Origin of the sequence: Pontibacter indicus, from assembly GCF_900156345.1 — a bacterium.
GTDB classification, from domain to species: domain Bacteria; phylum Bacteroidota; class Bacteroidia; order Cytophagales; family Hymenobacteraceae; genus Pontibacter; species Pontibacter indicus.
This window is the reverse complement of record NZ_FTPP01000004.1, coordinates 135,357-156,771: the sequence shown is the minus strand read 5'-3', so window position 1 is coordinate 156,771 and position 21,415 is coordinate 135,357. Positions and strand designations below refer to the sequence as shown.

Here is a 21,415-nt window from a genome sequence, read left to right as displayed (position 1 = left end):
CAACGCACAATAATTACTTATGCTCCTATTAGGTATAGACGTAGGCACTTCTTCGATCAAGGTCTCTGTGGTGGATGCCCAGACACAGGCTTGCCTGGCTTCGGCCCAGCATCCGGAAGAAGAATCAGACATACTGGCACCAAAAGCTGGCTGGGCCGAGCAGTCGCCGGAGATGTGGTGGGAACATGCCAAAGCTGCCATCCTGAAAGTAAACGCTACCGGCAGGTATAACCCCGACGATATTGGCGCGATAGGTATAGCCTACCAGATGCACGGCCTCGTGGTCGTAAACAAAGAACAGCAAGCCCTGCGCAATGCCATTATCTGGTGCGATAGCCGCGCCGTGGAAATTGGCAACCAGGCTTTCAAGGCGATCGGCGAAGAAAGAAGCCTGTCACGACTCCTCAACTCCCCGGGCAATTTCACTGCCTCCAAACTGGCCTGGGTCAAGGCCAACGAACCAGAACTCTACGATAAGATCGACAAAATCATGTTGCCGGGCGACTACGTGGCCATGCGACTCACCGGCGAGGTTACCACCAGTGTATCGGCCCTGTCAGAAGGTGTTTTCTGGGATTTTCAGGAGAACGAACTTTCCAGCGATGTGCTGGGCTACTATAAATTCGACAGTGGACTTATACCTGCCATCCATCCTGTTTTTTCAGAACACGGCAGCGTACAGCAGCACGTAGCCGACGAACTGGGTCTGAAAGCAGGTATACCGGTGACCTATAAATCAGGTGACCAGCCCAACAATGCCTTGTCGCTGAACGTGCTGCAGCCCGGCGAGGTAGCGGCCACGGCGGGCACCTCCGGCGTGATCTACGGCGTGAGCGACAGGCTGCTCTACGATCCGCAGTCCCGGGTGAACACCTTTGCCCACGTCAACTACACCGACTCCCGGAAAAGGCTGGGCATGCTGCTGTGCATTAACGGCACGGGCAGTCTGAACCGCTGGATGAAAAACATAGCCGGCCCGGGTATAGGCTATGCCGACATGAACGGAATGGCCGCCGCTATACCTGTCGGCAGCAATGGCCTGCTGGTGATTCCTTTCGGGAACGGAGCCGAGCGAATGCTCAACAACAAGATCGTCGGGACACACTTCCACAACATCGACCTTAACCTCCACTCCAAAGCCCACCTGTTCCGGGCAGGGCAGGAAGGTATAGCCTTTGCTTTCCGCTACGGCCTGGACATCATGCGCGAGAACGGTATGAACCCCAACATCATCCGGGCGGGCCATGCCAACCTGTTCCTAAGCGAGTGTTTCACGGAAGCCTTTGTGAACGCTACCCACGTGCCTGTCGAGCTATACCTGAACGATGGCAGCGTAGGCGCCGCCCTGGGAGCTGGCATCGGAGTGAAAGCCTTCACCTCCGAGAAAGAGGCCTTCACCAACAGCAAAAGGCTGCGAGTGGTGGAGCCTAAGGCCACTGACCAGTACGAACCGGCTTACCAGGAATGGAAAGCACTGCTCGAAAAACACCTCAACGAAGCATAACCTTAATCGCAAACAAGCTAACACCTATACCTTATGGCAAACACGACACTAACCCAATCAGAATATTTCAAAGGTATAAGCACCATTAAGTTCGAAGGACTCGAGTCTGACAATCCGCTGGCTTACCGCTGGTATGATGAGAACCGCGTGGTGGCGGGTAAAACACTGAAAGAGCACCTGCGCTTCGCGGTGGCCTACTGGCACTCCTTCAACGCCGACGGATCCGATCCCTTTGGCGGACCTACGCTCAGGTTTGCCTGGAATAAGCAGGACGACGTGATCGGCAGAGCCAAAGACAAAATGGACGCCGCTTTCGAGTTCATCACCAAGCTGGGCCTGCCCTACTACTGTTTCCATGATGTGGACGTGGTAGACTATGGCAACGACATCCTGGAGAACGAGCACCGGTTACAGACCATGGTGGAGTACGCCCAGCAGAAGCAGCAGGAAACAGGTATAAAACTCCTGTGGGGCACGGCCAACGTGTTTTCACACAGCCGCTACATGAACGGTGCCTCCACCAATCCCGACTTCCATGTGCTCACGCACGCCGCCGCGCAGGTGAAAGCCGCACTGGACGCCACCATCGCCCTGAACGGCGAGAACTACGTGTTCTGGGGTGGCCGCGAAGGCTACATGACTTTGCTGAACACCAACATGAAGCGCGAGCAGGAGCATTTTGCCCGCTTCCTGCACACGGCCAAAGACTATGCCCGCAGCCAGGGCTTCAAAGGTACCTTCTTCATCGAGCCGAAACCGATGGAGCCGACCAAGCACCAGTACGACTACGACGCGGCCACTGTCATCGGCTTCCTGCGCCAGCACGATCTGCTGGGTGATTTCAAACTGAACATTGAGGTGAACCACGCCACGCTGGCCGGCCATACCTTCCAGCACGAGTTGCAGGTGGCCGCCGATGCCGGTATGCTGGGCTCTATCGACGCGAACCGTGGCGACTACCAGAACGGCTGGGACACTGACCAGTTCCCAAACAACCTCAACGAATTGACGGAGGCCATGCTGGTATTCCTGGAGGCCGGTGGCCTGCAGGGCGGCGGCATTAACTTCGACGCCAAGATCCGCAGAAACTCCACCGACCCGGCCGACCTGTTCTTCGCTCACATCGGAGGCGCTGATACCTTTGCCCGCGCCCTGATCACGGCTGACAACATCCTGCAAAATTCCGATTACAAGAAGATCCGTGAGGAGCGTTACGCCTCGTTTGATAGCGGCAAGGGAAAGGAGTTCGAGGAAGGAAAACTGACGCTGGAGGACCTGCGCGACTATGCGTTGGAGAACGGTGAGCCGGAAGTAAGAAGCGGTCGCCAGGAGTACCTGGAGAACCTGATCAACCGCTTTATCTAAAAAGCTGGGAGCTAAACATCCACCCCTCACTCACTTCCTTATGATAAAGAACGAAACAGCGACGGCGGAGCAGAACCTCCCCTACATCGCCGGCATTACGTTGATTGCCACACTGGGCGGGCTCCTCTTTGGGTACGATACGGCCGTGATATCAGGCGCCGAGAAGTCGGTACAGCAGTATCTGATCACGAGTCAAGGACTAAGCACCTGGGTGCATGGGGCTACCATCTCCAGCGCCCTGATCGGCTGCATCATCGGGGGAGCTATCTCAGGTCTCTTTGCTTCCGGCATCGGACGGAAAAAGACGCTGATTCTAGCTGCCATGCTGTTCTTTCTCTCTGCGCTGGGCTCAGGGTATCCGGAGTTTCTGTTTTTTAACAAGGGCGAGCCGACGATGGGTTTGCTTTACATGTTCAACTTCTACCGCATCATCGGCGGCATAGGCGTCGGGCTGGCCTCGGCCGTTTGCCCGGTATACATCGGCGAGATTGCGCCGGCTAACCTGCGCGGTCGCCTGGTGTCGCTCAACCAGTTTGCCATCATCTTCGGTATGCTGGTGGTGTACTTCGTGAACTGGGGCATTGCCAATGGTCAGCCGATTGAGTGGATAAATGAAGTGGGCTGGAGAAGGATGTTCCTTTCAGAGGCTATACCTGCCGGTTTGTTTGGCATTTTGCTCTTTTTCGTGCCGGAGTCACCGCGCTACCTGAGCATGGCGAGCCGGGACAGCGAAGCGCTGAAGATCCTGACGAAGGTGAACGGTCCATCGCGTGCCAGCCTTATTTTGGCAGAGATCAAAAACACGGTAGAACACCACTCGGGCAGGCTGTTTTCTTATGGCAAAACCGTGATCGTGATCGGTATTTTGCTTTCGGTTTTCCAGCAGTTTGTGGGCATCAACGTGGCCCTGTACTACGCCCCGAGAATCTTCGAAAGCATGGGTGCCGGCAAGGATGCCTCCATGCTGCAAACGGTCGTGATGGGCATCATCAACGTGATTTTCACTGTGGTGGCTATTATGACAGTGGACCGATGGGGCAGAAAGCCGCTGCTGATGGTGGGTTCGGTTGGGATGGCTATCGGTATGTTCGCCATTGCCGGCCTCTCCTATTTTGAGGTGATCGGCATCAGTACGCTCGTGTTCATCATCCTCTACACTGCTTCGTTTATGATGTCGTGGGGCCCAATCTGCTGGGTGCTTATCTCCGAGATTTTCCCGAACAAGATCAGGGGCCAAGCGGTGGCAGTGGCGGTGGCAGCGCAGTGGGCAGCCAACTACTTTATCTCCTCTACTTACCCGTCCATGATGGAGTTCAGCGGGGCCTTCACCTATGGTTTTTATGGTGTAATGAGTGTGCTATCGCTGCTCTTTGTCTGGAAGATGGTGCCGGAAACCAAGAATAAGTCGCTGGAGGAAATGGAAGCGCTGTGGACCGGTGAGGCGGCGCTTGCCCGGCATAAGGCAGCTCCAATAGCTGCCAAAACAAAGGTATAGCGGCGCATAATTTTTTGATTGTTTTTTTGAAAGAGTCTGTCAGGTATAGGAGCCTTTCTTCCGATTGACTGGCAGACTTCCTTTTTCCTCGCTTGTAGCCGGGCACAAAAAAGGAGCCTCGTGGGCTCCCTATACTTAAGATGCACTCGTATATTGAATCTCCTACTGCCTGGCATACTTGGATTTGATCAGTGCTACCATCTTGCGGCAGTGTTCCTCGTCGCCATTGGTTACGAAAAGTCGCCAAAGCCCTTCCACGAGCAGCATCAGCACTTCCGACTCCATTTCAGGATCATTGTAGCCTAACTCCTTAAAGGCCTGCACCAGCTTTTGCATCACCGAGTGGGTATAGCGGTTGTGGTGTTTCTGCGCAATCTCTTCATCGACAAGGCGGAACTGCATACGCCAGAAATTCCTCTCCTCTTCCACCAGACGCTGGGGCATATCGAGCACGCTGTTGATCAGTTTCTGCGGGTCCTTTTCCATGGCCAGGCCCTTGCTTTTGTCCGTAATGCGCCGATACCCCGCTTTGATCACCTCTTCCAGTAAGTTCGCCTTATTGCTATAGTGCTTGAAGATAAGTCCTTCGGACACATCCGCTTCCTTGGCGATAAGGCTGGTAGGCGTGGCCTCGTACCCTCTATCGGCAAATAAGTCTAAAGCTTTTTCTAAAATATACTCTTTCTTTGATTTAGACATGCTGGTGAAGGACTAATAGTTTCTATGGGAATGCAAACGGAAATGCACTGGCAGGGCAAGCTGAAAGTGCGTGGGTTGATTTTATGCAAAAATAAGGGCTCGCCGGACAAACCAAAAACTGCAAGCCTGTGAGCCGAATAAATTTAAAGATTAATTAACAGTAAAGCTACCCACAAACTGTGAATGAAGCCCTCTCAACCCAAGCTCTGATCCTAGCTGCTGTGCTGCGAATCCTGCTATTCCAGGTATAGCTCGCTAATTGCAATTTCATCTTGGTAGCTCCTCACAAAATAAACCCCACCGGTTTTTCCAGTGGGGCTTTTAGAGTAGCAAGCTCAATTATTAACTGCCAGCTTATACCTAGCGCACTTAGTCCTGACGGATTTAGCGCATCAGGAACCGGAAGCGGTCGATGTTGCGGGTGGCAATGCCAGTACCTCGTACCACAGCGCGGAGCGGGTCTTCCACCACATGGGTCGGCAGCTTTGTTCTGGCAGAGATCCTTTTATCGAGGCCACGCAGCAGGGCGCCGCCACCTGTTAGGTAAATGCCTGTTTGGTGGATGTCGGCCGAGAGCTCGGGCGGGGTCATCTCCAAGGTCTTCATCACGGCCTCTTCTATTTTGGCCAGCGAGCGGTCCAGGAAAAAAGCAACATCCGAATACGAAACAAAAACCTGCTTTGGCAAGCCGGTCAGCAGGTCGCGCCCTTTAATGGCCACATCTTCCGGCGGGTTCTGCAGCTCAGGCAGGGCCGACCCTACCTCCAGCTTTATTCGGTCGGCGGTGGACTGCCCGATGAGCAGGTTGTGGTGCTTGCGCATGTAGTGCACTATGTCGGCGGTAAAGCTCTCGCCAGCCACTTTCAGGGACTGGTCACACACGATGCCGCTGAGGGCGATGACGGCAATCTCGGTGGTGCCGCCGCCAATGTCGACAATCATGTGCCCGTTCGGCTCTTCTACATCCAGTCCGATGCCGATGGCCGCAGCGATTGGTTCGTGCACCAGGTATAGCTCCCTTGCCCCGGCTATGACGGCCGAGTCGCGAATAGCGCGCTTCTCCACTTCGGTTATACCGGATGGCACGCAAATGACCATCCGGAACGAGGAGCCGAACTTTCTCCTGCCGCCGTTGATCAGCTCCAGCATCCCCTTCATCATGTGTTCTGCCGCATGGAAATCCGCAATCACGCCGTCCTTCATGGGCCGCACGATGCGAATGTCCTCGTGCGCCTTTCCTTCCATCTGCATGGCCTTGCGGCCAATCGCCAACACTTTGCCCGATGATCTGCTATAGGCTACGATGGACGGCTCGTCCACCACTACTTTGTCGCCCTGCATGACCAGAAAATTGGCCGTGCCCAAATCAATGGCAATATCCTCTCTGAAAAAATCTAAAAAACCCATTCTCTATGGCGTAAAAAAATTCTTCTCCAACAAACCCAATCGCCGACTAAAGGTTAAGGTCCCCTGCAGCCTCGGGTTGATACAGCACCTCCATCACCTCATACACCACCGTGCCCTTAGGCCCAGGCCGTTCTACCTGGTCGCCCACTTTGCAGCCCAGTATGGAAGTACCCACCGGGGCCAGCACCGAAATCTTGAACTTGGAAAGATCCGCATCTTTGGGATATACCACGGTAACCTCCATTTGGGCACCGCTCTTCAGCTCTCTCAGTTTCACAAGCGAGTTCATGGTTACCACGTCCTCCGGAATCTCTTCGGAGGCCACTACTTGGGCGCGTTTCAACTCCTGGCTGAGCGCTGCCACCGTATGGGCGCCGCTTACCTGACGCTGCGCCTGTACCAAGGCATGCAGTCGCTGGAAATCTTTTTCAGTTAGATAGATCGGGTTCATATAAGTTAAAATCTTAAAGCTTTGTATGTTAATGCAGCAGAACAAAACCATTGTACTTCACTGATTAACAGGAAACTAAATTAAAATATTGGTTGAAAATCGAATCGTGAGCTTGTCTCCAAGTGTAGCGTACTGCCCGGCCCCTGTGGCGGACGCTGGGCCTCCGGCGCACCGGGCGTAGAGGCGATTAAAAAGGCAAACACACAAAAACTCCCCTACCTGCGGACATGGCGCTGTGTAAAGGTGTCTTGTGGAATAGCAAATTCTGGAGAGTTGAGCAGGTTAACCTGCCGCAAAGGATGGTGGCTTTCGCCCGGGGCCGGAGGGTTCCGGCTTACTTAATGAAGGCCTTAGGCGTTGTATAGAAGAAAAGACAATAGCCGTTCAGCACATCGCTTTGGGAAACGTGATGCGATGCCGCCACGAAGCCTGTTAGGGATTCTGAATAGATATGAATTGTTCTAATATAGGGATGCACGGTTCTGCTAGTATTCCTTCAAAGTAACGGAAGAAAGCCCATAAATGCAAGAAAACAACCGCTTTACCACCTGTTTCAGGTATAGCGCGCAGCCTTATACCTGAAACCAGAATACCTGCAGCTATCGCTGAGACGGGTTATGCCTTTCTATCTCAGCTCAAAGCCCTTAGCCCGACTGCGCAGGAGTACTGACCGCCGTCAGAAGGTATAGCCTACCGAGAGGATGAAGTGTCGGGGCGCGCCGGGGAAGGCGCGCTGGTAGTCGTAGCCGCCCACGAAGTAGAACTCATCGAGCAGGTTGTTGACGTTCAGGCTCAGCCGGAACTTGTTGACCCGGTAAAATGCCGCTGCGTTCAGTACCGCATACTCCGGCCAGTAGTCCCAGATCCAGTTCCCTGTGTGAGTGTCCTGCACTTGCAGCTCCATCCGGCGCTCCCCTACGTAGTTCCCGCCCAGGGCCAGCCCGAAGCCCTCCAGACCAGCTCCGGTGAAGGTATACTTGGCCCAGAGGCCGGCCGAGTGCCTGGGCGCATTCGGTGTCATGGTCCCCCGCTCGGCTTCCAGGGCGCTGTTTACTACCTCGGTGTGGTTAAAGGCATAGTTCACGCTCAGGTTGAAGGCAGGGCTGATGCTGCCGTTCGCCTCCAGCTCCACACCCTGCGACTTGATGCTCCCGTTTTGCCGGTAGATGGGGTTGCCCGTGTCCGTCACCTGCCCGGTGTTCACCAGCGTGTTGCGCTTCTCGATGTGGAAGACCGACATCGAGGCAAACAGCCGCTTGTTCAGAAACTCCCCCTTCAGCCCGGACTCTGCCTGAAAACTGGTTTCGCTTTCGAATGGGGCTTCGCTGCCATAGTTCTGTGGGTTGCGGACAAAGGCGGGGTCCACGGGTTTGAAGCCCTGGCTGTAGCTGGCAAAGTAGTTCAGGTTGTCCAGCAACTTGTAGGTGAGCCCCACCCTTGGCAGGAGCACGTTCTGGTGCACTTTTTCTTCTCCGTTGTCATACACCCGCTGGTCGCGGAAAAACTCCTGCCGCAGGCCCAGCAGCAGGCGCATACGATCGGTCACGGTGACCTGGTCCTGCAGGTATAGCCCCGTGGTGCTGTAGCTGGTGTTCAGGTAATCGACAAAGAACGGCGACAGGGGCAGGCGGACGTACTTGCTCGGGTCACGCAGCTCGTAGGTCGGGTTGTTGAGATCGAAGGTGAGGGGAACGCGCTGCCCGTTCACTTCCGTCTGGCGTGCCTCCCACTGGTGCCCCCGTCTGTCCACCTGATATTTAACGTAGTCCATACCTGCTACCACATCGTGCCGCAGCCAGCCGGTGTTACCGCTGAGGGCAAAGTAGGCAGAGAGGTTGTCGGTATAGTCGTTGATCTTCTTCTCCAGGTACCGCATGTTCATGATGGTGTTGGCCGGCGCATCGGCGAACGTGTTGAGGGTGCGGTGCTCGCTCAGCTCTTCGTGGTAGACAAACTTCATGTAGGCGGCGTTGAAAGACAGCCAATCCGTGAGGCGGTGATTGAGCGAGCCGTTGAAGGAAATATCGTTCACGCGGTAGTAGTCGCTGGGCTGGCTCAGCGTAAAGGACCGCGGGAGTGCGTACAGGTCACCGCCCCGGATACCCATGCCCCGGTCGAGGTAGCCGTCGAATTGGCTATACACCAGCTCGGCGTTGACGGTCGTGTTTGCTGTTGGGCGGAAGGTGACGGTAGGTGCAATCATAAGGGAGCTGCGGTCGTTCACATCCCGGAAGGTTTTGGTGTCTTCGTAGCCGATGTTGAGGCGGTAAAGCAAAGACTTATCCTCGTTGAGGGGGCCCGTCAGGTCGAGGCTGGTGCGCATGGTTTGGAAGCTGCCAACCGAGAAGCTCACCGCCTTCCGGTTTTCGTCCAGTGGCTTTTTGGTCACCAGGTTCACCGTGCCGCCCGGGTTGATGTCGCCGAAGAGGGCGGCACCGGGGCCCTTGAGCACTTCCACGCTCTCCAGGTTGACGGTGAGCGGCACCCTAAAGAAGCTCGTGCCATACCCGTAGCCGGAGCGCAGACCATTCACCAGCCTGTACCCGGTATCAAATCCGTTACGGAAGCCCCGGATGGTGAAGTCATCATAGACAGAGTACTGGTTCACCCCCGCGAGGTTCTTTACTACATCTGTTACCAGAAAAGCCTGCTGGTCCTCGATCAGCTCTTTGGTGACAGAGGAGATGGTCTGCGGCACGTCCACGACCCTGCTCTGCAGTTTGGTGCCCACAAAGCTGTAGTCATTCACATAATTAGTCTCCTTGCGGCCCGTTACCAGCACCTCCTGCATCACGTGGGTCTGCCGGTCCAGCACCACATCCAGCCACACATGCGGCGACTGCTCGGTCAGGGCAAACGGGATGGTTTTATCCACCATGCCCAGCCCCTTTACCAGCAAGGTATAGCGCCCGTGGGCCAGCCCGCTCAGCTTGAAGGTGCCATCCAGCGCCGTGACATCCCCCACGGAGGCATCTTTTATGCCCACCGAAACGCCTACCAGCGCCTCCCCTTTTTCGTCCTTCACCTTGCCACCCACGCTACTTGTTGGCTGTGCGAAAACAGGTATACAGATTAGGTATAGCAACAGGGTGTTTCGTATACCTTGCATCAACTTTGCAGTCATGGGCTAGGTTAGTTTTAGCGTTGCTCCGGATTGGAGGTATAGCTGTGCATCCGTGGCCGCTTTCAGTTGCAGGTCCATGTGGATGGTTTTGTAAACGGGCGTTTCGTCCTGACAAACCAGCTGGAAGCCTTGTTTTGTCCAGAACTCCCGGGCGCCGGGAAGGAATGGGTGCGTGTGCAGGTATAGCATTTCGATGCCTTTGTGCTCGGCCTCTTCTTTCAGAGAGTTGAACAGAAGAGTACCGAGCCCGAGCTCGCGCAATGAGGGCTCTACATAGAGTTTCTGCACCTCTGTGGTCAGCTGCCCTCCGTAGTTTAGGTGCTTGAAACGATGGTCGTAAGTGCGCATGCCGATAGTGCCGACGATGGCACCAGACAGGTCGGTGGCAATCAGAAAGGCGGCATACCTGTCTTCCAGGTAAGTCTGCTCAAAACACGCCAGGTCGGGCGGCAGTTGGCTATGGTCTATCATCGGAAACAGCTCCCTGCGGAAATCCACCACATAGCGCACCAACTCCGGAATCCGCTCTTTTTCGATTGCCTTTATCTGTATCATCCTGTCTGTTAATTTTTCCTGGCACCACTTTTTACTATATTTTTCCTCGTCCTATTACTTGACACCTCACTCTACCCTACCTTTATCGCCATGCTAAGCCCGCTGATTCGCTGGCGGCGACAGAAAGGTATAGCCAGACTTAAAAAGCATTGACGAAATAGAGCACACCCACTGCGAAGAGGTGCATTTTCTGATTCGCGTTTACCTGGGCTACCGCATTGTTGTAGCGGGTCGTGTTGTAGTAGTAATAGCTGAATAACCGCATATCCTGGCTCGCGATCGGCTTGTATTCCAGACCTGCCCAATACCCCATGTTCTTTCTGAAATTATCGCCAATGCCGCCATCTTCGCGGTGGCTGGCCGTCTCGTAAAAGCCCTTCGTCGTGAGGAACCACTTGGGTATAAACTCATAGTCCAGGCGCAGCACGGCTGTTTTGTAGTTGACATCCTGCAGAAAGGTGGGTACAAACGCCGGAGAGGCTGCCTCTAATGCATTGGCAGCAGGCGACCCGATGTTCGGATAGTCGACGGCTAGGTTGGTACTCTGCAGATCTAGGTAGCCACTCAGTCTACCCAGCGCCACCTGATTGCCGATGGAGAATCCGTGATTTGTCTTATCCCGGGCAAACTGCGAAACGTTGTAGCTGTAAAATGTCTGCCACTTTTTATCAAACATGTTTCCCAGCCATGCCACGTACAAACCGAGAGGCGTTTTGGATGGCCTCAATCCGTCTTTATCGTAGCCTGCCGAGTTAAAGGTCTCGTTGAAATCGTTGTTGAAGGTGTTGTGCAACTGCACCTGAAAGATATGGTTCTCGGTGACATCGTAGCCTAGCTTCATAGCCAGCAAAAACAGGTTCAGCTGCCTGCCCACATACTCGCTATACTGGTACTCGAACGTGGGGTTCTTGTCGAACTCCCAGCTCCCGACACTCGCGGACTGCTTGCCGGCAGTCAGGTGCCATTTCTTCTCATTGCCAAACCGGTACGTTACATTGGCATGGTCAATGGAGCCCGGCGCATTGTCCAGGCTATTCTGTGCTGAGCTCCTGTTCAGCCGGTACCTCACCCGAAAACTGAGCTCCGGTGTCAAATCTCCCCTTACCTCCAACCGCGATTCATTCAGCCTGATAGCGCCTTGGTTATTAGAGCCACTCGGAAACTCCAGGGAGCTCCGGAATAGAAAATTGATGTCTATCTTTTCGCTTAAGCTCGATAAAATGCTTTTCTCGAGCCCTTGGTTTGCCGGTGTTTTATTCGTGCTGGTACTATCCGTATTAGTCTGCCCGACAGAAGCAGTTGGGGCAAAGGCCGACTGAACCACAAGCAATAGGAAAGCGAAAAAGAGGTAACATTTATTCATGGGTATGATTTATTTAGATACTCCTACTAAAACTTAGAGCTTGACGCCTCTGCTGTTGAAAAAAGATATTGAACAGGTATAGGGCACAGTAAACTCAAGCACTTAATTATCTTTCTGCCAGACACTTGTATTTATCTACCGGGTACTACCATCAGTTTATCGTTCACCATCACGGTCGTGAAGCGCACGTCGTACACATACTCCAGAAAAGCGCTGGCATGGTAATCGAACTCATCAGTTGGCGTTACCACGGTGCGGTCTTTCATGAAATAGCAATGGTCAGCATATAAAAAGGCCATGTTCGGGTCGTGCATGATGGCAATGACGGTCAATTTGTTTTCGGTCAATTTTTTGAGCCTGTCGAGCACATAGGTCTGGTAGTACACATCGAGGTGGTTGGTGGGCTCGTCTAGGAGAATGACTTTCGGGTTTTGGACCAGCACGCGCGCGATCATCACCAGTTGCTGTTCGCCCCCCGACAGCTCGGTATAGGGTCTGTCGGCCAGGTGGCTGATGCCCAATTCCTCGATGGCCTGCCCTACTTTTTCCATGTCGCTTTTTTTGGGTGTGAAAGCCGAGAAGGCGGCCCTGCCCGTCAGTACCACATCCTTCACCTGAAAGGGAAACACTGACTTGTGGAACTGCGGAAGGAAACCTAGCACGCGGGCGCAATCCGAGAAAGACATCTTGCTCCGCTCCTTGCCAATCAGCCTCACAGAGCCCTGCTTATACTTCTGCAGACCCGCCATGATGTTGAAAAGCGTGGATTTACCGCTGCCGTTCCGTCCGAGCAACACCGAAAAACGGTTGGACGGAAAGGCCACGTTCACGTTCTCCAGAATGGGGGTCTGCCCATACCCGAAGCTGAGGTTTTCTACTTCTATTGCCGCATCTGTCATACCCAGTTGATTTTGTTTTTCTTCATCAGAAAGAGGAAAAAAGGCGCTCCCAGCAGCATCGTGAAAATGCCGATCGGAATTTCGAAGTCCATCAGGGAGCGGGAAAAATTGTCGATGATCACCAGAAAGGACCCGCCGAAGAAGATGTTGGCCGGCATGGCTTTCCGGTTGTCAGGCCCCACCATCATGCGGGTGAGGTGCGGAATGAACAGGCCATACATGCTGATAACGCCCGCCGCCGCCACTGAGGTGGAAGTGGTGAGCGTTGCCAGTGCGACCAAGGTTGCTTTGTCAGCTGTCGGATTTACGCCCACCGCTTTTGCCTCCTGCTCGCCCAACGCCAGCAGGTTGAGGCGCCAGCGCATCAGGTACATGCCCACGATGCCTATACCTACTGGCAGGGCAGCTGTCTCAATTTTGTCCCAGGAGGCGTGGTGCAGGTTGCCCATCGTCCACTGCACAATGGCCTGCAGCTTATAGGGGTCGCTCATGTACTGCACCACTGTAAGCGATGCCGTAAAAATACCCGACACGATCATGCCCGATAGAATGACTGCTACGATGGAGGATTTGTTGTTGCTGAAGGCAAAGGAATAGGTCATCACCACGGAAGCCACGCCCAGCACAAAGGCCATCACGTTGATGTGCAGCAGTGGAAAAGCAATGGCCAGCGCCGCCCCAAAAGCAGAGCCGGACGAAATACCCAGCACATAGGGATCTACGAGCGGGTTGCGGAAGATACCCTGCAAGGCCCCCCCGGAGGCTGCCAGACCCGCCCCGATGATGAAGGTGAGCAGCACCCGCGGCAGACGCACATTCTCGATGATGTTGTTGAGCATGTAGATCTTGGTCGAGCTCTCGTGGATGTCGCCCTGCAGCGCTGCCTTGCCCCAATCCCAGTAGTCAGCAAATACCAGCCCCTGCGACGGACCCACCGTCAGGGAATACAGCAACAGCGGTATAGGCAGGCCGTAAATCAGGAAGCCGGTCAGTACTTTTCTCATTCAAACAGGGCAGTGGCTTTGGCACCGTACAGATTCGTCATAATCTCCCTCCGGTCCTTTTCGAGGTCGAAGTTTTGGTTCGCACCATAGGCAACATTGTGCAGCTCGATGGCGGCATACATGATTTTGAGGGTATGGGGGTCGTAGAAAAAAGGTGGGTTCAGCACATGCACGTTTTTGTTTTTGACCGCCGTCAGCACCGCCAGTTCTTTTTTGTCATACAATACCTGTGGGTCGGTGCTCCAGAGCAGAATCAGGTCAGGGTCCCACGAAATCAGCGTTTCGGGGTTGATGTTGGGCTGGTCCACCTCGAAGGTGCAGGCATTGCGCACACCGGCCAGTTCAAAACACTCATGCATGCGACTGTTCTGCCCCGAAGTGGAGTAGATTCTGCCCCCCGACCAGGCGTAGTACACCGATTTCTTTTGCTCGATATGTTTGGTCGCTTCCGCTATTTCGTCCAGCATGCCACGGGTATAGCTCAGCAGTTCCACGGCCCGGTCGTGCGTGCCTGTCAGCTTGCCAATGTTCTCGATCTCTTCGAACAGCTGTTCGTTGTTCTGTGGCGACACTGCATACACGTTGATGCCCAGACTCTCGAGCAAACGAATGGCATCGGTCTGGCCGGAGGCAATGATCACCAGGTCAGGTTTAAGGGCCAGCACGCTTTCGATGTTGGTGGAGGTCTCCCAATTGCCGGGCGACGGCAATTCCTTCCAGGCGATGCGCGGATCCAGTTTGCTGAAATATTTAAAGGTTTCGGGATTGGTGTAGATGTTGTTCTGTATACCGACCACGGTGTGTTCCGCGTTCAACATGTACATACCATCCAGCGCACCTTGGTATAGCACGATCACCCGTTTGGCCGGCTCGTTTAAACGAACCTCCTTGCCGCGGATATCTTTCACGGCAATAGCACCGTCAGCAGCCACGGTGGCTTCCCCATTTTCGCTGTTGCATGCGCTCAAAAACAGCAGGCAGGCACTCAGCGCAAGCACCAAACGGGAGGCCATCTTTTCTCTCCAACTTCTCATATATCTTTCACCAAGTCGCTGTGTGCCTCCTTTAAAGATCATCGTGCAGAACAGTTTTGTCTATCTAAAATATTGAATACCAAAAGGCAGACTGCTCCTGCTGAAGCGGGAAGAACAGTCTGCTTTTATAAATAGGATGTACCAATCAGAATTTATAAAATCGGCCAGGGTATAGCGTCATCCTCATTTTTTCCTGGCCAGGTTGCCATAGGCTTTCACCATTTGGGCAGGATGCAGCACCCGCTCCTCTATCTCCATCACAAAGCCTCCGCTCAGCAGCAGCTGGTACAGCGGCGCATCGTAGGCCACGCATACCTCCTGCGCATCGTTCATGAAAATCGGGACGTGCTTGTTGCCGATCTCAAAGCAGATGGTGCCCACTTCCTGCAGGCTGCTCGGGTATAGCACCACACACTCGCAGGGCTTTATCTTCAACAGAATGGCCAGGTCCTCCGACAGGTATAGCAGGTCCCCGTCTTCCAGGGGTTCTCTATGCGCCTTGTCGACCAGCACCTCCACTCCACCCTGCGTCTTCTTCCGCATTTTCGATCGGGAGGCTTCGTACCATTCTATCTCGAAGTAGTCGACCGTGCGGCCGCCTAACTCCTGCTCTCCAGCAAGCGCCTGCGTCACCACAATTGGCTCCGTCAGCATAGACAATTCGGTCGCCATGGGGTATTATGCCGTCGCCAGTTTGGCTTGCTTTTTTTCCTCTACTTTGGCCAACAGCCAGTTGCACCAGTCGTCCATGCCCTCGCCGTTCAGGCTGCTGATGGACATTACCTCGATGGTCGGATTCACTTCTCTTGCGTCCTGCGCAGCGGCCTCCACCGAGAAAGGCACGTAGGGCAAGAGGTCGGCTTTGGATACCACCATCAGTTCGCTGGTCAGGAACATGCGTGGGTATTTTTTCGGCTTGTCGTCGCCCTCAGTCGCGGCCAGCACCGTTACCCGAATGTCCTCACCCAGGTCGAAAGCGGCAGGGCACACCAGGTTGCCCACGTTCTCGATGAAAAGGAGGTCCACACCCGTCAGGTCGATGTGGTCGAGTGCCTGCAAGATCATTTGGGCCTCGATGTGGCACATGCCGCCGGTTACGATTTGCAAGGCGTTGATACCCACTTCTTTCATGCGCACCGCGTCGCGGTCGGTCTCGGGGTCGCCCACCAGTACGGCCATGTTCAGCTTGTCGCTCAGGCGCTTGCCGGTTTCCTGCATCAGGGTGGTTTTGCCGCTTCCTGGCGAGGAGCATACGTTGATCACCAGCACGTCAGGCAGACGGTCGCGGATGGCCTTGGCCACGAAGTCGTTGGCTTTTAACAGGTTGAGGGTGGTGTTATCGCACTGCACAGAGCCTACGGGCATTCTGTTGCTTTTGGGCATGGATGATGTACTCATATCTATTACGCTTTTATATCTTGTGGTTCGTTCTCTAAAAATTCAATGCGGCTAATCTGCAATTCCTCCCCCTGCACTATTTTTTTGGAGGGGGTGCCGCAGTCGCAGACAAACTTGTGCCGCTTCACTTCAAAGTCTTTGTCGCAGGTATGGCAGTGGGCGATAATAGGCAGCAACAGCACTTCCAGCTCCACATCGGCCAGCTGCGGCTCTTCCATAATCAGCGCCTCAAAGGCATTCTGAATCAGGATGGGCTGTATGTTGCTCAGTAGCCCCGCCTCTATCTGCACCTTGGTTATCCGCTCAAACTTATCGGGATAGGTTTCCTGCAAGGTTTGAAAGACGTTCCGTACAATCGAAATCTCGTGCATGGTTTCTCCTTATTTCTCGGCCACCGCTTCGGCAAGCTCTTCTTCTAACTCCTCTCCAACAGGTTGTACAGGTATAGCCTTTGCTTTTTTGGCAGTGCTTTTTGCGGTTGCTTCTTTTTTCGCTCGTTTGGCGGTTTTTTGCTTTGTTTGTTTTTCAGCTACAGGCGCTGTTTTTTCTTCGGCTTTCGGTTCAGTTGTCTGCTCAGCGTCCAGCTTCGCCTGTTCCTCTTCCTGCTTGTGCACCGTAAACTCCCAGCACAGCTGCCCCATGGCACTCAGCCAGTCATACAGCATCACGCCCTCGTTGCCCATGGCCCGTATCATGACGGCATTGGGCGCGCACTGCGTAAAGCCAAAAGTGAACTCCTCGTACTGGGTGGTCAGAATTTCATCCAACTCCGCTTTCAGCTCCGCGGCATAAGGCGACACATACATCAGCGTGGCCTGGTGGGTATAGCGCTCATAAAACAGGATAGAATCGAAAGGCTGGCGGCCAGGCTCGAGCAACTGGTTGTCGTACAGCACCAGCTTTTTGCCGCTGTATACCTTGGTAATGCTGTGCAGCCGCGAAAACTGAAACGACTCTCCCGAATGCACCCGCCCCGACGCAATGATGTCGCCCCAAATCAGGTTGGCGGTTTCATCGAGCTGAATCTCGTTCACCGTCCTGAAAATGGAGTTGGCAAATGGCGTAATCGGGTGCGGAATAAACTTGTAGATGCCGCCTTTCTTCACCAGCACGTTCGTGCGCTGCACTGCGCCTTTCTCCATGGGGTGCAGCCTGTTGAACGACTGCGTGAAGAGCTTCAACTGGGCGTTCTCGTGCACGTTCACCTCAATGTCAATCTCGTCGCCATCCATAATGCCTGGGGAGGCACTCATCATAATCAGCTCCAGATGCTCGTGCAGGTGTCTGGAACCGTAGTGGATCACCTTATAGGGTGCATTGTGGCTACTCTCTTTCAGAAGCGTCAGCGGCCCCTCCCTCTCTGCATTCACTTTGATGGTACTATGCATGCGCCTCTGTTTTTTCTAGTAAAGCATACGTCTTAATCCAGTTAATCACGTCGTCCAAGCCCTCCAGTTTCATCAGGTTGGTGAAGATGTACGGTCGTTCGCCACGCATTCTTTTGGTGTCGCGGTCCATCATATCCAGGTCGGCGTTCACGTAGGGGGCCAGGTCTGTTTTGTTGATGATCAGCAAATCGGATTTGGTAATGCCAGGGCCTCCCTTGCGCGGCATCTTATCGCCCTCGGCCACATCAATCACAAAGATGGTGACATCGGCGAGGTCGGGGCTAAAGGTGGCCGACAGGTTATCGCCGCCGCTTTCCACAAACACAATCTCTGTATCGGGGTGGCGCTCCACCAGTTCTTCCACGGCCTCAATGTTCATCGAAGCGTCTTCGCGGATGGCGGTATGCGGGCAGCCGCCTGTCTCCACACCCATGATGCGGTCGGCGGGCAGGCAGGAATTCTTTGTCAAAAAATCAGCATCCTCGCGGGTATACACGTCGTTGGTCACAACACAGATGCTGTACTCTTCGCTCATCTTGCGGGTCAGCCTTTCAATCAAAGCTGTTTTTCCTGACCCTACTGGACCAGCAACCCCTATTCTTACATGTTTTTTTGACATAAAGTATCTCGTTAGGTGATGGTTTGCTTTATGATATGTATAGTCTTGAATATTGCTTTTCGTGCTGCATGCACCGTATCTCCTGCCCGATGCAACAGAGCCCGACCATTTCCTCGTCCATGCTTTCCTGTTCATCCACCAACTGTTTGATGGTAGCCTGCAGGTCGAAGAGGATTTTCTGGGCATCGCCCTGCCCGATGGGTACCAGCTTGGCGCAATTGGTCACAATGCCGTTGAGCGTGTTATAGTAAAAGGCGAGCAAGGCATCTTTCAAGGTAATGCCACTGCCGTGCGCATACATGGCAAAGGCCACGGCATAGTGCCCGTGCAGCTTGCCCTCCTGGATTTTGGCCAGGTAGTTACTGCAGCGCTTAATGGGGTGCAGCTCCTGCGTCAGCTTCAGGAAACGGATAGCCAGTTTTTTGCTCGCGTCCCGAATTTCGGCTGGCGCTTTCAGGGCCGTAATCAACTCGTCCAGCTTCTGAAACTCCCGCACCGATTTCTTCTCCTCCAGCAAGGCCCAGGCTTTCTGCAAAAAGGCGGCGTCGTTATAGTAAATGCTGTGACGCAGCATGTTGTTCGCATATACCTTGGCCGATGGCGTGTCGTGCACAATGCCCTGACTCACGTAAGACTCCAAGCCATAGGAATGCGTGAAGCTTCCGATGGGAAACATGGAATCGTTGATTTGCAGGAGGGTTAAGAGTGGCTGCATAGCTGTTATTTAATGTTTATTTTTCTGGTGTAGTTGTTTCCATGCCGGCGCACCCGCAAGGCATGCGTCTTCAGGAGTTTGCGCACTTCCCGCCGTGGCTCGTAGCCCGAGCGTTCCAGCAAGCGGTACAGCGGGTTCTCAAACTCGACCAGCACCTCGGCTGCCTCGTTGATGAAAATAGGGATGTGCTTGTTCCCAATCTCGAAGCAAATGGTGCCCATGTCTTTGAAGTTGTCGGGCTTGAACACAATGCACTCGCAAGGCAGTATGTTGATGGCGATGGCCCGCTCCCCGTCCATGTATAGGATGTCGCCGTCTTCCAGCGGCGTGGAGTCTTTGCGTATACCTATTTCCTGTCCCGCCCTTGTTCGCTTTCGCAGGGTAGTCTTGCCCGTATCAAACCAGTCGAGGTCCAAAAAATCAATCGAAAGGTGACTTGTCGATGTGGTAGATAGGTTGCCGATGACTTTTTCTACTAAGAGCATAGGGTGGTAAAAGGGCTGTCGGCACAGGTATAGCCCTGCCGACAGCACCTTGATAACAGGTTTAGAACAGGAAATAACGCTGCGCCATCGGCAGTACTTTCAGCGGCTCGCATGTCAGCAGCTCGCCGTTGGCCGTTACGGCATAGGTTTCTGGGTTTACCTCCAGCTTCGGCATGGCATTGTTGTGGATCATGTCCTTCTTGGTCACTTTACGGCAACCCCTTACGGGCAGGAAACCTTTGCCCAACCCGAGCTTGTTGATGCTGCCATTCTCCAGCGACACCTGCGACACGAAGTTGAAACCGCTTGTCTGGATAGACCTGCCGTTGTAACCCCACATCGTTCTGTAGATCACGGGCTGAGGCAGGGAAATAGAGCCGTTCGGGTCACCCATACGAGCGCCTACCGCTACGCCGTTCTTGAAGATAATCTCTGGTTTCACCCCGAACATACCAGGATCCCAGAGCACCAGGTCCGCATACTTGCCTACTTCAACGGAGCCCACGTAATCGGCCACACCGTGCGTTTTGGCTGGGTTGATGGTGTATTTGGAGATGTAGCGTTTCACACGCAGGTTATCTGCCCCAGAGGCCTTGTCTTCCTGTAATGGTCCACGCTGCACTTTCATCTTGTGGGCCGTCTGCCAGGTGCGCAAAATAGTCTCGCCGATACGTCCCATGGCCTGGCTATCCGACGACATCATACTGAACACACCCATATCCTGCAGAATATCCTCAGCGGCGATGGTCTGCGGACGGATACGGGAGTCGGCAAAAGCCACGTCCTCAGGTATGCTCTTGTCCAGGTGGTGCACCGACATCAGCATGTCCAGGTGTTCATCCACGGTGTTGATGGTATATGGCTTGGTTGGGTTGGTAGAAGACGGCAGCACGTTCGGATACATGGCTATCTTGATGATATCGGGTGCGTGGCCACCACCTGCCCCTTCCGTGTGGTAGGTATGGATCACACGTCCGTTGATTGCCTTAACAGAATCTTCCAGGAAGCCCGCCTCGTTCAGCGTGTCGGAGTGAATGGCAATCTGCACATCATACTTATCGGCCACCTGCAAAGCGATGTCGATGGTAGACGGCGTGGTACCCCAGTCTTCGTGCAGTTTCAAACCGAGCGCACCTGCCTCGATGGGCTGTGCAGCTGTCTTGAAAGTAGACGTGTTGCCTTTGCCCAGGAAACCGAAGTTCATCGGGGTAGACTCAGAGGCCTCAAACATGCGCTCCATCCAGTATTTGCCTGGGGTTACGGTAGTGGCAAGCGTACCGTCCGATGGCCCTGTACCGCCGCCAATCATGGTTGTTACGCCACTGAAAAGTGCTACCTCCACCTGCTGCGGCGCGATAAAGTGAATGTGGGTATCGACTGCACCTGCCGTTACAATCTTACCTGCACAAGCCTGCACCTCGGTGGCCGCTCCGATAATCATGCCTTTGGTCACACCCTGCTGGGTGTCAGGGTTACCTGCTTTGCCTATCCCTACAATCTTACCGTCCTTTATACCAATGTCGGCTTTCACAATGCCCCAATGGTCAATGATAATGGCATTGAGGAGTACCAGGTCAAGCACCTCGTCCTGCCCTGCGGAGGTAGACTGGCCCATGCCGTCGCGCACCGTTTTGCCACCGCCGAACTTATTTTCGTCGCCGTATACGTTGAAATCTTTTTCTATTTGTATGAAGAGCTCTGTGTCCGCCAGGCGCACTTTATCGCCAGTGGTAGGTCCAAAGAGCGCAGCGTAACGGTCGCGGGGTATGTATAGTTCACCGTCCACATACTTTACCGAAGAAGAATCACTTCCTAATGCATTGAACCCAAGCATTGAGAGCCCGGCGGTAGAAAGCCCTACTACCTTTATCCATTCGCGTCTATTCCAGTTTGACATGGTTTCCCTGATT

At 54.0% G+C, this 21,415-nt stretch carries 20 protein-coding genes; 3 read left to right on the top strand and 17 right to left on the bottom strand.

The features are described from left to right. The first annotated feature begins 19 nt into the window (after nt 1-19). The 3 genes from B0B12_RS17635 to xylE are packed head-to-tail and all read left to right on the top strand — an operon-like array spanning nt 20 to nt 4,364. The gene (locus B0B12_RS17635) at nt 20-1,504 is read left to right on the top strand and encodes a xylulokinase (protein ID WP_076671642.1); all 1,485 of its coding nucleotides are present in this window, start codon (nt 20-22) and stop codon (nt 1,502-1,504) included. Nucleotides 1,505-1,537: 33 nt separating this feature from the next. Continuing rightward, nucleotides 1,538-2,869 carry a xylose isomerase gene (xylA, locus tag B0B12_RS17630; RefSeq protein WP_076671639.1) on the top strand — a complete coding sequence of 444 codons (1,332 nt, stop codon included), beginning with the start codon at nt 1,538-1,540 and terminating at the stop codon, nt 2,867-2,869. A gap of 40 nt (nt 2,870-2,909) precedes the next feature. Next, a complete protein-coding gene (gene xylE, locus B0B12_RS17625) occupies nt 2,910-4,364 on the top strand; it encodes a D-xylose transporter XylE (protein ID WP_076671636.1) in 1,455 nt (484 codons plus the stop codon). 162 nt (nt 4,365-4,526) lie between these two features. Here the strand turns inward: xylE and B0B12_RS17620 are convergent, their stop codons facing one another. The 17 genes from B0B12_RS17620 to ureC form a co-directional block, all read right to left on the bottom strand. Then, complete coding sequence (locus B0B12_RS17620) at nt 4,527-5,063, bottom strand: TetR/AcrR family transcriptional regulator (RefSeq protein ID WP_076671634.1); 537 nt, start codon at nt 5,061-5,063, stop codon at nt 4,527-4,529. Nucleotides 5,064-5,447: 384 nt separating this feature from the next. Continuing rightward, entirely contained in the window at nt 5,448-6,470 is a 1,023-nt protein-coding gene (locus B0B12_RS17615; RefSeq protein ID WP_076671631.1) for a rod shape-determining protein, read from the bottom strand. 46 nt (nt 6,471-6,516) lie between these two features. Further along, nucleotides 6,517-6,921 carry a nucleoside diphosphate kinase regulator gene (rnk, locus tag B0B12_RS17610; protein WP_076671629.1) on the bottom strand — a complete coding sequence of 135 codons (405 nt, stop codon included), beginning with the start codon at nt 6,919-6,921 and terminating at the stop codon, nt 6,517-6,519. Nucleotides 6,922-7,597: 676 nt separating this feature from the next. Continuing rightward, the gene (locus B0B12_RS17605) at nt 7,598-10,045 is read right to left on the bottom strand and encodes a TonB-dependent receptor (RefSeq protein ID WP_083704287.1); all 2,448 of its coding nucleotides are present in this window, start codon (nt 10,043-10,045) and stop codon (nt 7,598-7,600) included. Nucleotides 10,046-10,048: 3 nt separating this feature from the next. Next, nucleotides 10,049-10,600 carry a GNAT family N-acetyltransferase gene (locus B0B12_RS17600; protein WP_076671626.1) on the bottom strand — a complete coding sequence of 184 codons (552 nt, stop codon included), beginning with the start codon at nt 10,598-10,600 and terminating at the stop codon, nt 10,049-10,051. Between the two features lie 139 nt (nt 10,601-10,739). Further along, nucleotides 10,740-11,963: a porin gene (locus tag B0B12_RS17595; RefSeq protein WP_076671623.1), complete on the bottom strand. Its 1,224-nt coding sequence runs from the start codon at nt 11,961-11,963 to the stop codon at nt 10,740-10,742. 131 nt (nt 11,964-12,094) lie between these two features. Beyond that, nucleotides 12,095-12,862: an ABC transporter ATP-binding protein gene (locus B0B12_RS17590; RefSeq protein ID WP_076671621.1), complete on the bottom strand. Its 768-nt coding sequence runs from the start codon at nt 12,860-12,862 to the stop codon at nt 12,095-12,097. Continuing rightward, on the bottom strand, nt 12,859-13,866 hold the full coding sequence (locus B0B12_RS17585; protein WP_076671618.1) for a FecCD family ABC transporter permease: 1,008 nt from the start codon (nt 13,864-13,866) through the stop codon (nt 12,859-12,861). Before B0B12_RS17585 ends, B0B12_RS17590 begins: the two co-directional genes overlap by 4 nt. Beyond that, nucleotides 13,863-14,900: an ABC transporter substrate-binding protein gene (locus B0B12_RS17580; RefSeq protein WP_170871906.1), complete on the bottom strand. Its 1,038-nt coding sequence runs from the start codon at nt 14,898-14,900 to the stop codon at nt 13,863-13,865. Before B0B12_RS17580 ends, B0B12_RS17585 begins: the two co-directional genes overlap by 4 nt. A 183-nt stretch (nt 14,901-15,083) precedes the next feature. Continuing rightward, nucleotides 15,084-15,572, bottom strand: coding sequence for an urease accessory protein UreE (locus B0B12_RS17575; protein WP_083704285.1), 489 nt, complete (start codon nt 15,570-15,572; stop codon nt 15,084-15,086). Nucleotides 15,573-15,578: 6 nt separating this feature from the next. Beyond that, entirely contained in the window at nt 15,579-16,298 is a 720-nt protein-coding gene (gene hypB / locus B0B12_RS17570) for a hydrogenase nickel incorporation protein HypB (RefSeq protein ID WP_170871905.1), read from the bottom strand. Between the two features lie 5 nt (nt 16,299-16,303). Beyond that, a complete protein-coding gene (locus tag B0B12_RS17565) occupies nt 16,304-16,669 on the bottom strand; it encodes a hydrogenase maturation nickel metallochaperone HypA/HybF (RefSeq protein WP_076671615.1) in 366 nt (121 codons plus the stop codon). Nucleotides 16,670-16,678: 9 nt separating this feature from the next. Further along, nucleotides 16,679-17,686: an urease accessory protein UreD gene (locus tag B0B12_RS17560; protein ID WP_076671613.1), complete on the bottom strand. Its 1,008-nt coding sequence runs from the start codon at nt 17,684-17,686 to the stop codon at nt 16,679-16,681. Beyond that, complete coding sequence (gene ureG / locus B0B12_RS17555) at nt 17,679-18,305, bottom strand: urease accessory protein UreG (protein WP_076671610.1); 627 nt, start codon at nt 18,303-18,305, stop codon at nt 17,679-17,681. The genes B0B12_RS17560 and ureG overlap by 8 nt, the downstream gene beginning before the upstream one ends. Nucleotides 18,306-18,333: 28 nt before the next feature. Then, nucleotides 18,334-19,020 (bottom strand): urease accessory protein UreF, encoded by a 687-nt coding sequence (locus tag B0B12_RS17550; RefSeq protein ID WP_076671607.1) that lies wholly within the window; start codon nt 19,018-19,020, stop codon nt 18,334-18,336. Between the two features lie 5 nt (nt 19,021-19,025). Beyond that, complete coding sequence (locus tag B0B12_RS17545) at nt 19,026-19,505, bottom strand: urease accessory protein UreE (RefSeq protein ID WP_244554758.1); 480 nt, start codon at nt 19,503-19,505, stop codon at nt 19,026-19,028. A 61-nt stretch (nt 19,506-19,566) separates the two neighbouring features. After that, the gene (gene ureC / locus B0B12_RS17540) at nt 19,567-21,402 is read right to left on the bottom strand and encodes an urease subunit alpha (protein WP_076671601.1); all 1,836 of its coding nucleotides are present in this window, start codon (nt 21,400-21,402) and stop codon (nt 19,567-19,569) included. Nucleotides 21,403-21,415: the final 13 nt, after the last annotated feature.